Source organism: Streptomyces sp. NPDC004752 (genome assembly GCF_053601275.1).
Genome location: NZ_JBSGBN010000042.1, coordinates 40,727 through 54,559, shown reverse-complemented (window position 1 = coordinate 54,559; position 13,833 = coordinate 40,727). Strand labels below are relative to the sequence as shown.

Annotated in this window: 10 protein-coding genes and 1 pseudogene; 4 read left to right on the top strand and 7 right to left on the bottom strand. The window is 70.2% G+C overall.

From position 1 onward, the window contains the following. Positions 1-31: 31 nt before the first annotated feature. Both ACWEKM_RS19395 and ACWEKM_RS19390 read left to right on the top strand, forming a co-directional pair. Positions 32-508 (top strand): hypothetical protein, encoded by a 477-nt coding sequence (locus ACWEKM_RS19395; protein WP_451622399.1) that lies wholly within the window; start codon positions 32-34, stop codon positions 506-508. An 898-nt stretch (positions 509-1,406) separates the two neighbouring features. Continuing rightward, positions 1,407-1,634 carry a hypothetical protein gene (locus tag ACWEKM_RS19390; RefSeq protein WP_451622398.1) on the top strand — a complete coding sequence of 76 codons (228 nt, stop codon included), beginning with the start codon at positions 1,407-1,409 and terminating at the stop codon, positions 1,632-1,634. Positions 1,635-2,563: 929 nt separating this feature from the next. Here ACWEKM_RS19390 and ACWEKM_RS19385 read toward each other — a convergent pair. The 6 genes and pseudogenes from ACWEKM_RS19385 to ACWEKM_RS19360 form a co-directional block, all read right to left on the bottom strand. Beyond that, positions 2,564-3,031 carry a transposase gene (locus tag ACWEKM_RS19385; RefSeq protein ID WP_451622416.1) on the bottom strand — a complete coding sequence of 156 codons (468 nt, stop codon included), beginning with the start codon at positions 3,029-3,031 and terminating at the stop codon, positions 2,564-2,566. A 917-nt stretch (positions 3,032-3,948) separates the two neighbouring features. Beyond that, positions 3,949-4,173, bottom strand: a pseudogene (locus ACWEKM_RS19380) (transposase); the annotation flags it as partial. A 313-nt stretch (positions 4,174-4,486) separates the two neighbouring features. Then, positions 4,487-4,876 (bottom strand): nuclear transport factor 2 family protein, encoded by a 390-nt coding sequence (locus tag ACWEKM_RS19375; RefSeq protein ID WP_451622397.1) that lies wholly within the window; start codon positions 4,874-4,876, stop codon positions 4,487-4,489. A 60-nt stretch (positions 4,877-4,936) separates the two neighbouring features. Then, positions 4,937-8,386 carry a carboxylic acid reductase gene (gene car, locus ACWEKM_RS19370; protein WP_451622396.1) on the bottom strand — a complete coding sequence of 1,150 codons (3,450 nt, stop codon included), beginning with the start codon at positions 8,384-8,386 and terminating at the stop codon, positions 4,937-4,939. 102 nt (positions 8,387-8,488) lie between these two features. Further along, positions 8,489-9,682 carry a cytochrome P450 gene (locus ACWEKM_RS19365; protein ID WP_451622395.1) on the bottom strand — a complete coding sequence of 398 codons (1,194 nt, stop codon included), beginning with the start codon at positions 9,680-9,682 and terminating at the stop codon, positions 8,489-8,491. Between the two features lie 98 nt (positions 9,683-9,780). Next, entirely contained in the window at positions 9,781-10,569 is a 789-nt protein-coding gene (locus ACWEKM_RS19360; protein WP_451622394.1) for an SDR family oxidoreductase, read from the bottom strand. Between the two features lie 42 nt (positions 10,570-10,611). Between ACWEKM_RS19360 and ACWEKM_RS19355 the strand changes: the two genes are divergently transcribed. Beyond that, complete coding sequence (locus tag ACWEKM_RS19355; RefSeq protein ID WP_451622393.1) at positions 10,612-10,806, top strand: hypothetical protein; 195 nt, start codon at positions 10,612-10,614, stop codon at positions 10,804-10,806. Between the two features lie 76 nt (positions 10,807-10,882). Further along, complete coding sequence (locus ACWEKM_RS19350) at positions 10,883-11,977, top strand: NADH:flavin oxidoreductase (RefSeq protein WP_451622392.1); 1,095 nt, start codon at positions 10,883-10,885, stop codon at positions 11,975-11,977. A gap of 75 nt (positions 11,978-12,052) precedes the next feature. Here ACWEKM_RS19350 and ACWEKM_RS19345 read toward each other — a convergent pair whose 3' ends face one another. Then, positions 12,053-13,816, bottom strand: coding sequence for a condensation domain-containing protein (locus ACWEKM_RS19345; protein WP_451622391.1), 1,764 nt, complete (start codon positions 13,814-13,816; stop codon positions 12,053-12,055). Positions 13,817-13,833 lie beyond the last annotated feature (17 nt).

Below are 13,833 nucleotides of genomic sequence, written 5' to 3'. Positions count from 1 at the left end.
CCAGGGAAACCTCGAACTTGCCGAACCCCCGATGCTGGGTGAACCCACGACCGCCGATGTCACATCGCTGCTCACCCATCTGCCGATGGGGCTGGGCAGCACGATGACGACGCTGAAGTACGCCATCGGCAACAGCGGCACCGGCAGCCCTCTCATGTCCGGGATGACGAGCGCCTCCATGATGGCCATGGGCCTGGGACGGCTCGGCCACAACGGCACTCAGCGCAAATCCCAGATGCTGACCGAGCGCCGGGCCTATCTGCGCTACCTCGATCAGGTGCGCCCGCAGGTCCGGCATGCCGCGGCGACCCAGCGGGCCGCCGCGCACATCGTTCACCCCACCCGCACGACCTGTGGCACCGGGCGGCCGGTCCGCGGACCTGGGAGCGCAGGCCCAGCCACGACGACTTCGCCGCCGTCCGGCCCGGGCTCGGTACCCAGCGCGCCGCCCTGGAACTCGTGCCGCCGCAAACCAAGGCGGTCTAGGACCTCGAACCGCTTTGCGTGATCTCCCTGCCCCGCGTCCTCAACGCCTACCAGAACGTCAGCCACATGCCGCTGCGCCGGTCCACCGCCGTGGAGTTCGCCGGAGACGGACCCAGCAGGCTGGACTTGGCCCGCGCGATCACCGGACAGCTCGCGGTCCTGCACTGGCCGGACTACCCGCGCCTCGCCTTCTTCGCCGACCCACGGCGTCCATCAGCTGCTCGCCTGGCAGCGGCTGAACGGCGACGAGCCCCCCATCATCCACCGGATGCGGGGACTGGGCAGCCCCGGTCCTGCTCTTCTGCGAATCCACGGAGGAAGACACGTTCCCCGGCGAGGCGAGATCCCTGTGGCTTCGACACTTTTCGATGGCACCGGACGACAGCTTGGGTTCACGAACCGCTGTAAAGGCCAACCCCGGGCCCTGCCTCCCCGGGCTTGGTCCGTACCGGGCATGGCCAGCGCCGTGAGCAGGTCACTCACCGCGCTGGACCACATCCCGTCTCGTGTCACCGCCGCGAGCGGGTCGCTCACCGCCGTGAATACTCGTCCGCCGTCCCCTCCGCCGTGGCCCGCCCCCGCCCACATCGCCACGCCCCCAGGAGCACCACGACCGGCGCTGCATCCGTCTCCCGCCCGCCGTTCGTCCCCGGCACGGGCGTCGGGCGGCCCACCCCCGAAGGACCTCGCCGCCGCGCCGACCTCACCTCCGGTGGCCACGACCGTCACCGCACTGCTGTCCGCCCTCAGCCAGCAGCTGCCCGACGAGCAAGGCGACGACTCCACCACCTGGACCCTGCAACGTCTGGGAGAGGAACCGCTCGCCCCGACGACACGCCCTCCAGCGCGGAGCTGCGCCACGGAGAGGTGCTCCAGCCGCAACCGGACCAAGACCGCTGCCCGGATCTGCCTTCGACGACGTGGCCGACGAGATCGCCCGGACCGTGCAGGTCCGGTCCGACCAGCGGCGCCCGGAGCTGGCCCGCGCCATGACTCTGGCGGTGGCCTGCCTGGCTGTCGTCGGCCTGCCTGCGGCGGCCCATCGCACGGAACGTGCACTCTGCCCCACCGCCTTGCGGCACTATGGACCTCTCCATGTCATCGGTGCGATCAACGATCTCCCGTGGGGATGCCGCGAGCCGGCGTGACCGAGGACTTGGCTCACCGAGAGCATCGCCCGGATACCGGCCGACGCGGCGCCGACCGCCACCCGGCTACGGGCGGTTCGTGAGCATGTGAAACACCCTGCTCAGCGAGGCAGGACCGGACAGACACTGCTGACCGCGTGGAGCACCAAGGAGAGCCTGCACAACCTTCCCTGTATGGCTCGTATCTGTGTCAACCGCGACAAATTAAGCAAGTCTAGTCGGAAATTCCTCATGTAGGACGCAGATCCGCCATCCCCGGAGTGCGACAATCCGCCGAACCCATCGACCGGTGGTGGTCTGAGATCGCCGCGTTCCTTGCGCCGTAGACAGCAGCGCCCAGAGCAATGGGACCAACCGCCTGATCAACCCACAAATATCAGGGGCGGAAGGGTGATCGTCGCCACTACGGGGGGATCGATGCTCTGCAAAACCATAACGTCATGCGGTCATGCTCGACCGGCATGACGGTTCTGGGAATCGGCATTGGTGTGGCCTGTCGCGGGCAGCAATAATCACCGAACGATAAGGCAATCAGTCCTGGTCGCGCTCTCGGAGAGGGACCGGGGGACGGCCATTTTTCGTCGGCCGGGTTGAGCGCTGGCGGGATTTAACCGTCCTCGTAATCTTCTGCGGGCGCATCAAGAAGCACCATTCCTTCAGAGGTCAGGAGAACCCTATTATGAAGCGACAGAGCAGGCAGATCCGGATCGGCGCCATGGTGGCAACAGTGGTGGCAGCAACTCTGGCCTTCGGTGCGGTGGCTGTGGTTTCGGTGACCGGGCACTCGGGTCACACGAAGACGACAGCCTTTGTTGGGCACCCTCGCTCTTGGTAGCAAGGCCTGTTTCCCGTTGCCTGGCCTCTCCGTAGTCACCAGGCGAGGGGATTCCCTACGAGAGTTGACTCTGTCGGGGATCTTGGTGGTCTGCTCAGGCTCTGGCGGACCGCCAAGACCTCGGCCGGGGGATCCCATGGTGGTCCAGGAAGTTCTGGAAGGCGGTCGGCGGCCGGGACGAAGGTGCTTCTCCGGTCGGCGGCCGTCGGCTGAGGCGCTCGATGTTCGCGGCGATGGCTGTAAACACGTGCTGTAAGTGGGCTTTCTGCTGTCCCCTGTAGCGGCAGCGGCGCATGCCGTGTCCGTGAGCGAGCTCGTTGATGGTGCCTTCCACTCCGGAGCGGACCGCGTAGCGGGCCTGCCATTCGGGTGTCTGTTGCTCGGCACGGACGCGGAGTTGCAAGTCACGCAGTTCTCGTGGGGGAAGCCCACGCTCCGGGCGCTGTCGGTGGTGGTCGTGCAGCGGGTGCGGACCGGGCAGGGACGGCACTGGCTCTTGGTGAACCGTGCCACGATCAGAGGTGCCGCGGTGGGTGAGGAAGTCGGGTAGGGGCCGTGCCATCCCGCGCTGGTTTCGCCCTGCGGGCAGGTGACCTGTCGGCGGTCGAAGTCGATGTGGAAGTCGTCGCGGCCGAAGCCGTTGTTCCTGCGGTTCTGACGGGTGGTGTTGACCGGCAGCGGTCCGGTGACCGTGACCTGGTGTTCGCGGGCTGCCTGTTCCAGATGGACCAGGGAGGTGTAGCCGCCGTCGACCAGATGCTCGGCGGGCAGCAGTCCGCGGTGAAGGGGCCGGGTGTGGATGCCGGGCAGGGCCTTCGCGTCGTAGCCGGTGGCGTCGGTGGTGGCCACATCTGTGATCACGTTGACGCCGTCAGGATCACAGGTCTCGGCGAGATGCGCGACGAACCCTTTCCAACGGGTGACATGTCCGCGGCGCGCGTAGCGGGCCGTCGCATCGTAGGGCGAGACGACCGCGACGGCCGAGGGCGGCAGGCCGCCGTCCTCGGCGGTGCGCCAGCGCAGGCGGCCGGCCCCGTCGCGGTAGTAGTTCTGCACCATGATCTGCCGCAGGGCCTGGACCCGGGGACCGGACAGGCGGTCCGTCCCGTGCTCCCCGACGTGCTCCAGCAGCCGGACGGCATCGCCGCCTGTGGCAAGGATCCTGGTCTTGGGACGGGTGGGGTTCTTGCCCAAGCGGACCGGGCGGCCGTAGCGGCGTCCCCATTCTTCGTCGATCACGCCGTCCAGCAGGTGCGGGGCGGTGCGGGCCAGCTCTTCCAGCGCGGCGCGGACCGCCTCGGTGACCAGTTCCAGCCGGGTCAGGTCGCGCACCGCGGCCAGAACATGGGTCGAGTCCGTGCGCTGGGTGGTGCGCTCGCGGACGAGACCGGCCTCCTTCAGGCGCGCGAGCGCGAGGTCGAGGAGACGGTCGGCTCGGCCGCCCTCGGTGAGACGTTCGCGGAAGTCGGCCAGCACGCTGTGGTGGAAGCCGGGATCGTCCAGTTCCATGGCCAGCGCGTACTTGAAATCGATGCGGCAGCGGACCGCCTCGGCCGCCTGCCGGTCCGACAGACCGAGCAGGAACTGCAGTACACAGACGGTGGCCAGCTGGGCGGGCGAGAGCCCCGGGCGGCCGTCGCGCGAGTACCAGTCGGCGAAGTCCTCGTCCCGCCACAGCCCGCCCAGATGGTCTCTCACCCACATCGCCGTCGTGCCGTTCGGATTGCTCGCTCTCGCCATCTGCACGGTCAGAGAGGGGACTTGCTCACCAGAACGGGCGTGGAGCGACAACGGGCACCTCGACAACTGCATCGGTCCTCGAACAGAGCCGAGCATGCCCGTTGATCATGCTGCCCCGCCGGGAAGCCTCAAGATCCCCGACAGAGTCAAGCTAAAGCTCCGGGGCAGGATGGCCAGGGACGTTCGTCTCGTGCAGACGGCTGCGCTCGACAACGCTGATTCCGTCGTCCCGACACAGCTTCGCCCGCGCGACCTCGACCTGCGCCGGGCTGGAGGACTACGCCGGGTCCCGTGTCCGGGGCCGCGTCAGAACCGGTTCGGCGTAGACGTACTCCTCGATCCGGTCGATGAGACCGTCTTGGAACCGGAAGTAGACCGCGGCGTGGACATCGCTGCGGGACCCGTCGTTCCCGACCAGGTGGAGCACATGCTGCTGGAGCACCTCGTCGGGGTTGCGGAACCGGCGGAGCACGTCGTAGCTCAGCGAGTCGGCGTCCGCGGTGAAGGATCTGAGCCGGTCCAGGCTCTCCCCGATCGGCTGCTCGCCTCGGCCGTCGTTCTGCCGCACCGTGGCGTCCTCGGTGCACATCGTCCGGGCAGCGGTGAAGTCGAACGCCTCCAGACTCCGCAGAAACAGATTCACCCGGTCGTCGATGTCGTGCGCCATGGCGGTTCCCCTTCCTGATGTGGTGACGTGTGGCGCTGCCGGCAGCCGGTCGCGCCCCGGTCAGGGGCGGGAGAGGAGGCCGAGTGCGCGCAGATCGCTGACGTACTTGCGGATGAGGGCCGGCGACACCCGGGGAATGTCGTGCTCCGGGCCGATCTTCGCCGCCCGCACGGCGGCGTGGAAGCGCCCGGCGGGGAGCAGCGAGCCCAGGACCCCTTCGCCAGGTTCCGCGTGGGCACCGAGCAGCGGGAGCAGCGAGTGCTGTCGGTGCTTCTCCGGCAGGGCTCGGAGCGCAGCGGTGAAGCGGGTCAGCCAGGCACCGTGGTCATCGATGCGCCGGATCGGGTGGCCGGCCTCGATGAGCCAGTCGACGAAGGTGTCCAGGGAGACTCCGTCGTCGTGCGGGTTCACCGCGTTGAAGGTCCGGTGGCCCTCGGTGGGGGGTGCGCCGAGTGCGACGACCGCCTCGGCCGTGAAGTCGACCGGCAGGCCGTCGTAGTGCGCACGGGCCCCCGCCCGGTAGAACGAGCCGGGCGCGATCCCCGTGGCGACCAGGCTGAACAGGAGGCGGGTGAGGACGTCGGGCACGTTGACCTGCCCGGAGTAGACGCTGTGTGCCAGGACGATGTCGGACCGGAAGACGGTGACCGGCAGACCGTACCGCTCGTGCGCCTCCCGGAGCAGGACCTCCCCGGCCCATTTGCTGGTCGTGTATCCGTCGGCGTATCCGTGGCCGATGGTCCGTACCGGGCTGGTGGTTCGGATGTCGGCGTCCTCGTCGGCGGTCTCGGCCGGGGTTCCGAGGCAGACGGCGACGGTCGATACGTAGGTGACGGGCTTCAGCCGCGCGGTGAGCGCCAGCCGGATCACTTCGGCGGTGCCGACGACGTTGGGGCCGAACAGTTCCCTGTACGGCAGCAGGTGGTTGACCAGCGCTGCCGGGTGGACGATCAGGTCCACAGTGTCGGCCAGTTCCCGCCAGGTGTCCTCCGTCAGGCCCAGCCGCGATTCGCCGATGTCCCCCGCGAGCACCTCCAGGGTCTTGTCGGCCGCCTTCCGGTAGCGCCTGAGCAGGGCGGCGTCGCCGCTGTCGAAGGCTCTCGCCAGCCGTTTCGCGGCGACGGTCGCGTCGCTGCCGCGGACGAGGCAGACCAGCCGTCCGCCCGAGGACGCCAGCCGCTCCAGCCACTCCAGGCAGAGGAACCGTCCAAGGTAGCCGGTGGCCCCGGTCAGCAGGACCGTTCGGACGGCGCCGTCGGTGCGGGGCCGCGGCGGAGCGGCGCTGAGCGTGGGCGCGTCGAGGAATTTCTCCAGGGTGAGGTCCCGGGCGCGGACTTCGGGGCGGTGCTCCCCGTGCACGGAGGCAAACGTGGGCCGACGCGTCCCGACCTGGCGGCGCGCTGCTCCGATGTACCGCGCCAACTCCGCCAGGTCGTTGGCCGGGCTGATGATCGCGCCGACCGGGACGTCGACGTGGAAGACCTCCTTCAACAACTCGGAGAACGACAGGGCTGAGAGGGAGTCCCCGCCGAGGTCGGTGAAGTGCGCGCCGGGGCGGAGACCGGCGTTCGGGCATCCCAGCAGGGCCTGGGCGGCCCGGACGACTGTCTCCTCCACCGGCCCGTCCGCGCCGGTGCGCCGCAGTTCGCCCAGCCGACGCTCCTGTCCGTCGGCGAGTCGGTCGTACAGCAGCTCGAGAGCGGGCCCGTAGCGCTCCTTGAGTCGGGGGCGCAGCAGTTTGTGGCTCTCGGTGAAGAGGCCGTTCTCGGGGCTGAAGGGCTCGGTCTCGACGAGGATGCCGCGGGGGATCTCGTACGAGTTGAGTCCGGCCTCCTTCGCGACGCTCCGGAGCGACTCCATGAGCAGTGGCCTGAGCGCTTCGGTGTCCCCGCCGCATTCGGCCAGCGCGGCCGGGGTGGGCACCACCACCGCGACCAGGTAGGCGCGCTCGCTGTTGCCGTACAGGTAGAGGTGCTGGACGAGGGGGCTGCCGAGAAGCACCGTCTCCAGGCGGGACACGGTCACGAACTCTCCCTGGGACAGCTTCAGGGTGTCCTTCGTGCGGTCGACATAGACCAGCCGGTCGGGTCCGGTCTCGGCGAAGACGTCACCGGTGCGGTAGTAACCGTCCGCGTCGAAGATCCTGGCGGTGAGGTCGGGACGCCGGTAGTAGCCGGGAATGAGCGTGTTCGACTTCAGCAGCAGTTCGCCGCGCGGATACGGCAGGTCGGTCGCGTAGTAGCCCAGTTCGGGGACGTCCACCAGCTTGTAGTCGGTGACCGGAGGGCGCTGGACCACGGTGTCCAGCAGCACTCCGCCCGCTTCGCTGGAGCCGTAGCCGGTGTAGAGGTGGAAGCCGAGAACGGACTCGACGAACGCCGCGAGTTCGGCGGAGAGCGGGGCGGTGCCGACGAACGCCTTGGCGACCCGCCCGCCCAGGAAATCCTCCCGCAGCTCCTTCCTGACCGCTGCCTCGATGTCGCCCGGCTCGGCGGCCCTGCGGTCCAGTTCGCTCCGGTAGCGCTGGAGGAGCATGTCGCACAGGCGCGGGACCATGGTCAGCTCCGTGGGGCGGACCAGGGCGATGTCCTCGAACAGGGTGGACAGGTCTCCGGCGGCCGTGAAGTAGCCGGTGCCCCCCTTCACGAGCGAGCCCATCACCGCGTAGCGGCCGGCGAGATGGCTCTGCGGCAGGTAGAGGACGCTGATCGCCGGGGTGTCGGCGGCCCCGTAGCTGAACCCGTACCACGCGGTGCCCAGGAGCCGTTGGGTGTACATGGCGCCCTTGGGCGCGCCGGTGCTGCCGGAGGTGTAGATGAGCAGGGAGAGCGGATCCTCACCCGGGGCCGCGGTGTACAGGGGCGGGGGCGGCAGGGCACTGCCCCGGTCGATCAGCTCGGCCAGTGTGTCGACGATGACCGGGCTCCCGGCCGCGGCCAACTCCCGGGCCGCCGCCAGGGCCGCCCGAGGGCCGGTGGTCCCTGGGCCGTGGTCGAAGAGGACGAGGCGCCGGATCGTGCTCGACGCGATGACCACGTCGACGGCGGTGTCCAGCCGGTCGGTGCTCGCGGCCAGCACGGTGGGCTCGGACTCCGCCACGATCGGCGCCAGTTGGGACAGGGGGGCGTTGGACTGCAGGGGCACGGGCACGGCCCCCAAGTGGATGCACGCCAGGTCGAGCGTCGCGTAGTCGGTGCTGGTGAAGCCGAGGGTGCAGATCCGGTCGCCGGGGCCCAGCGGATACTCCGGATCGTGGTGCCACCGGCCGGCCAGCGCGCGGACGCGGGACCACAGTTCGCGGTAGCTGATGGTGTCGAAGCGCGGGAGGAGACGCCCGGTCGCGGGGTCTCGGGCGCGTTCGCCGAGGGCGGGCCGGTCCCCGTGGCTCTCCAAGACGGACGCCATGACCTCGGCGAGCGCCCGGCCCGGGTCGACGGAGGCCAGGGCCTCGGCAAGCCCCTGGCCCGCAGCGTGCGCCGCCGCGTTGGTGGCGTCCAGCGGTTCGGCCATGGTGGATCCTCCGGTGACGGTTCCGTGGTGGGGTGGTACGGGGTGAGCGGGGCGGTGCGCGTGTGCGGCGGCCCGGCGGTCAGCCCTGGGGCTCGGCGGACGTCACCAGCAGACCGGCAGCGCGGCCACGCCGCGGATGAGGCGTTCGGTCCGCCACGCCAGCTGGTCCGCAGGGACAGCGAGGCGCAGACCGGGCAGGCGGGTGACGAGGATTTCGAGGACGACGCGCAGTTCGACCCTGGCCAGTTGCGCGCCGAGGCAGTGGTGGATGCCGTATCCGAAGGTGACGTGCGGGATCTGGTCGCGGTGGAAGTCGATCTCCTCGGGCCGGTCGAACACCTCGGAGTCGTGGTTGGCCATCCCGAGTTCGGCCACCACCGCGTCGCCGGCCCGGATGAGCTGCCCGCCCAGTTCGAGGTCCTCGGTGGCGACGCGGGTGAAGCCGGCGGTGGCGCTGATCGGGATGAACCGGGAGAGTTCCTCGACCGCTTGGGGGATGAGCGAGGGATCGGCGACGAGTTGCCGCCAGAGGGCGGGCCGGGTCAGCAGGGTGTAGACGAAGTTGCCGATCTGATTGGCGGTGGCCTCCTGGCCGGCGGAGAGCAGGCTGACGCCCAGGCTGACCAGTTCCTCCTCGCTGAGCGGGTCCTTCCCGCTGTCGGCGGCCAGCTCGCCCAGGAGGTCGTCGGTGGGCGCGGCGCTGCGCTGCGCGATCAGCTCCGCGAGGTAGTCTCCGAGCTGCCGGCGGGCGTGTGCGGACTGCTCGGGGGCGTCGAGGATCAGCAGTCCGTCCACCCACTCGGTGAACCGGTCCTGGTCGGCGGGCGGCACGCCGAGCATCTCGCAGATCACCGTGATCGGCAGCGGCCACGTGAGGACCGCCGCCAGGTCGGCCGGGCCGCCCCCTTCCGTCATGGCATCGACCAGACCGTTCACGATCTCCTCGATGCGCGGGCGGAGCGCGTCGATGCTGCGTACGGTGAACGCGCGCATCACCCGGCGTCGCAGTCGGCTGTGGTCCGGCGGGTCCATGCCCATGATGGAGGTCGGCGGCGGGGCGACGGCGACAGTGCGGGGTACATCGGCGCCCGCGGCGGCGGCGCGGCTGAAGCGGGGGTCCGACAGGACCGTCCTGACATCGGCGTACCGGGTGACGAGCCAGCCGTCGCCCCCGAAGGGCAGGCGCACCCGGAGCACGGGGTGCTCGCCGCAGACCTCGAACAGCATGGGGTCCAGGTCGAGCCGGTCCACCGGACCGAACGGGTAGGCCCGTATCTCGTGTCCTGCGGCGGTCATCGTGTCCGTCCTTTCCGGTCTGCCGAGCGGTCGGGCCGCGGGGAGTTCGGCGGTGCGCCGTCCGGCGCCGGGGGCTTCACGGGCGCAGTCGCCGGGCCTCAGCACAGGCTCGCGGTCTTCCCGCCGTCGATGACGACGTTGCTCCCGGTGATCCAGGAGGCGCGGGGGGAGACCAGGAAGCCCACCGCGTCGGCGATGTCCTCCGGGTCGCCGAGCCGCCCGAGCGGGATCTCGGCGGCCCATTGTCCGGTGAGGTCGTCGGGGTCGCCGCCGTGGTGTTCGACGATCCGGGTGCGGGCGATCTCCGACGCCGGTGTCTCCACGTTGCCCAGGCAGACGGAGACGACCCGGATGCCGTCCGGCGCCAGCTCGGCGGAAAGGCCCTTGCTGTACGTCTCCAGCGCGGACTTGGCGGCGGCGTAGTGCAGGAGGTTTGGGTAGGCCGCGACAGTCGCGATCGACGACACGTGGATGATGGCGCCGCCGCTCTCGCGCATGTCGGGCACGAGGGCCGCGTTGAGCCGGACGGCGGCGAGGAAGTTGATATCCATCGTGTACTGCCAGTCGTTCTCCAGCTCCAGCACGCTCTGGAACGAGCGGCATCCGCCGGCGTTGTTGACGATGATGTCCACGCCGCCCAGCAGCTCCAGCGCGGTGTCGGCGAAGCCCCGCACGCCGTCGGGAGTGCTGAGGTCGGCCGTGACGAACGCGGCGCCGGGCGGTGTGTGCGGGTTCTCGCTGCGGGCCGAGGTGACGACGGTCGCGCCAGCGTCGAGCAGGTTGCGCACGACGGCGGCGCCGATCCCGCGGCTGCCGCCGGTGACCACGGCCCGTCGTCCCGCCAGCTCACCGGACGTTCCGGGGACGCGGCTGCTCTCCGTCGCCATGGGGCTCCACCACTTTCCCTCACGGTCCGTCATACAAGCGAAATGGACTGGGCGTTGCGCTCCGTTGCCAGGGCGAAGCTGTTCCACCGGCCCAAATATCCATGGTCCGGTCGACACGGTCAAATTCATTGTTCCGATGCAATGGATCGCCTTTCGCAATACAGCGGCACGGTGGTCAACGACGACGTTTTTCATGCACAATCGCCGGGCGGCCGGACCATTCCCCGCATCGCCTGAGAATTCACCGCCGAACAGGCAACCAATAAACGTGCGGGAAGCCGTGTCGACGGCTCCCGCGACTCGGGAGGACATCATGGCCAGTCTGGATGAACCGTTCACCGTGGGCAGCCTCACGCTCCCCAACCGGATCGTGATGGCCCCGATGACGAGGACGGCCTCCCCCGGCGGCGTGCCCGGCCCGGACGTGGCGGAGTACTACGCGCGCCGGGCGGCCCACCGCGTCGGGCTGATCATCACCGAGGGCACCTATATCGGCCACCCCGCAGCCCCCGCGTACGACGGTGTGCCCGAGTTCCACGGCGAGCAGGCCCTCGCCGGCTGGGCCCATGTGCTGCGCCGGGTGCACGAGGAGGGCGGCCGGATCATTCCGCAGCTGTGGCACACGGGGGCGGCGCGCACCGCGACCGATCCGCCCGCCGAGGGCCCATCCGGGATCGGTCTGGACGGCGCCCCGGCGGGACGGGCCATGACGCGGAAGGACATCGACGCCGCGGTGGAGGCGTTCGCGGAGGCCGCCGCGCACGCCGCGCGGCTGGGGTTCGACGGGGTCGAACTGCATGGCGCGCACGGCTATCTGATCGACGACTTCCTGTGGACCGGGACCAACCGGCGCACCGACCGCTACGGCGGCGACCCGGCCTCCCGGGCCCGGTTCGGCGCCGAGGTCGTGCGGGCGGTCCGCGCAGCCGTCGGTCCGGGGTTCCCTGTCTTCTTCCGCTTCTCCCAGTGGAAGCTCGGGGAGTACGGGGCCCGCACCGCGGCGAGCCCGGACGAGCTGCGTCTGCTGCTGGAGCCCCTGGCCTCGGCCGGTGTCGACGTGTTCCACGCCTCGACCCGGCGCTACTGGCTGCCGGAGTTCGAGGACAGCGACAGCACCCTCAACCTGGCCGGCTGGATACGCAAGCTCACCGACAGGCCCACCGTGACAGTCGGCTCGGTCGGGATGGCCCAGCAGTACGGCGAGGGAGACTTCACCCAGGGCTTCACCGGACCGTCCGGCGCGACCGGCATCGACGAGCTGGTGGCCCGCTTGGAACGCGACGAGTTCGACCTGGTCGCCGTGGGCCGGTCGTTGCTGGCCAACCCGGACTGGGCGGCGCTGGCGCTCCGAGGTGAGCTGGACCGGGCCGTCCCCTACGACCCGTCCGTCCTGCGGACCCTGGTCTGAGGGACAGTGGTGCCGAAGGTGCCGGTGGAGCGCTGTGCCACCGGGCCCGAGGCACCGTGGGACGGAAGGGCGCCACTACCGCGCCCGTACCCCCTCGTCTCCCCGGGACACGTTCCGGATGACCGCGTCCCAGATGTCCGCCATGCCTCGTGCGGTGGCCCGATCGAATACGTTCGTGTCGTACTTGAGAAATGCCTTGTACCCCTCCCCCGCCCGATAGATCTCCCCGGAGAGGGCGAACTCTCCGGCATACGGCAGATCATCGAAAGGCCGCAGTTCCCAGGCGCCCCGATCGGCCCATGTTTCCTGGGTGAGGACTTCCGCACCCTCGAAGTTCTGGAAGAGGAAGTTCGTCATGACCAGTGGCTCTTCCTCCGCTCCGAGCGCTCGGGCGATCTCCGGCAGAGGAAACGCACCGTGCTCGATTCCGGCGACCAACCCGCGCCGCAGCGATCCGAGCAGTTCGGTGAGGCCACCGGTGACCCGGCAGCGGAGCGGCAGGCAATTCGCGAACTGGCCGACGACGTCGTGGAAGCGCTGCTCGTAGCGGGCGGCGGCGGTCATGCCCAGGATCATGTCGTCCTGCCCGGTCAGCCGGTGCAGGAGCAGCACGTACGTCGCGAACAGCACGGTGGCTTCGCTGACCCGGTGCGCCCTCGCGGTGCCGGCCAGTGCGGCGGCCCGCTCCGGCGGCACCATCAGCGTCACCACATCGACGCGGGGCATCCGCCCCTGGTCCGGCGGACGGTCGAAGGGCAGGGCGAGTGCAGGTCGCGGTCCGGTCAGCTCCCGGACCCAGTGATCCCGGTGCCGCAGTGCCCTCGGGCCGGCCAAGAGCGCCTCCTCCCAGGCCACGAAGTCGTTGTAGGAGGCCGCTTGTTCACCTCTTCCTTCGCCTCGGTACGCCTCTTTCAGTGTACGGACCAGAACCGCGGTCGACGTGCCGTCTAGCAGGATGTGGTGCGCTGTGATCAGCAGCAGACGCCGTCCTCCGGTGAGGAGGACCAGGTGCGTCCGGACGAGCGGGCCCTCCGCCAGATCGAAAGGGACGTCGACCAGGTCCCGCAGCGCGGTCAGCAGTTCCTCGCGCGAGGCGGCCGGGACGGCGACCCGGTCGAACGACGGCACTCTGGCCGGGTCGAGGTCAAGGTACGGCACGTCGTCCCGCTCCCGAACGGCCGCGCTCAGCACCGGATGGATCTCCGCCTGGGCGCGAACCGCCCGCTCCAGGGCCGCCTCGTCCAGATCACCGTGGATCTCGAAGAGGAGCGGCAGGTTGTACGCCCCGGACTCCGACCAGCGCCGCTCGTCGCGGTACATGGCGAGCTGGCCGCGCGAGAGGTTCCACCACCGGGGCGGGCCGTCGCGCCGCTCCCTCCCGTCCCCCGGGAGGGAGTACACCGGCAGCGGTACCACCCGGCGCGGCGCTCCCCGGTGCAGGTGCTCCCAGTGCACGTCAGCGCCGGACTCCCACAGCCTCGCGAGCCGGGACAGCTTGCCCGCGGCGCTCCACCGTCGTACCAGCTCGTCCTTCAGGTCGCGGTCGCCCGCGATCTCCGCCAGCGGCCCCTCGGGGGCCAGGGCCGGATCCCGGTGCCCGGGGCCGGCCCGCAGTCGGGTCCTCAGCTCCACGACGGACGACACCACCACGGCGTACCGCGCGGCCATCGCCTCCCGTTCGACCTGGAGTGTGAAGGCCAGGTCGGCGAGGTCGGCGTCCGGGTGGCGGTCGAGGTATCCGGCCAGCTGGTCGGCGGACGCCCGGAGCTGCCCGGGGGTCCTCGCCGAGAGAACGACGATCTGTTCGGCGCCGTCGGTCGCGCGGTGGGCGGTCTGCACGGAACCCTCCCCGGCCG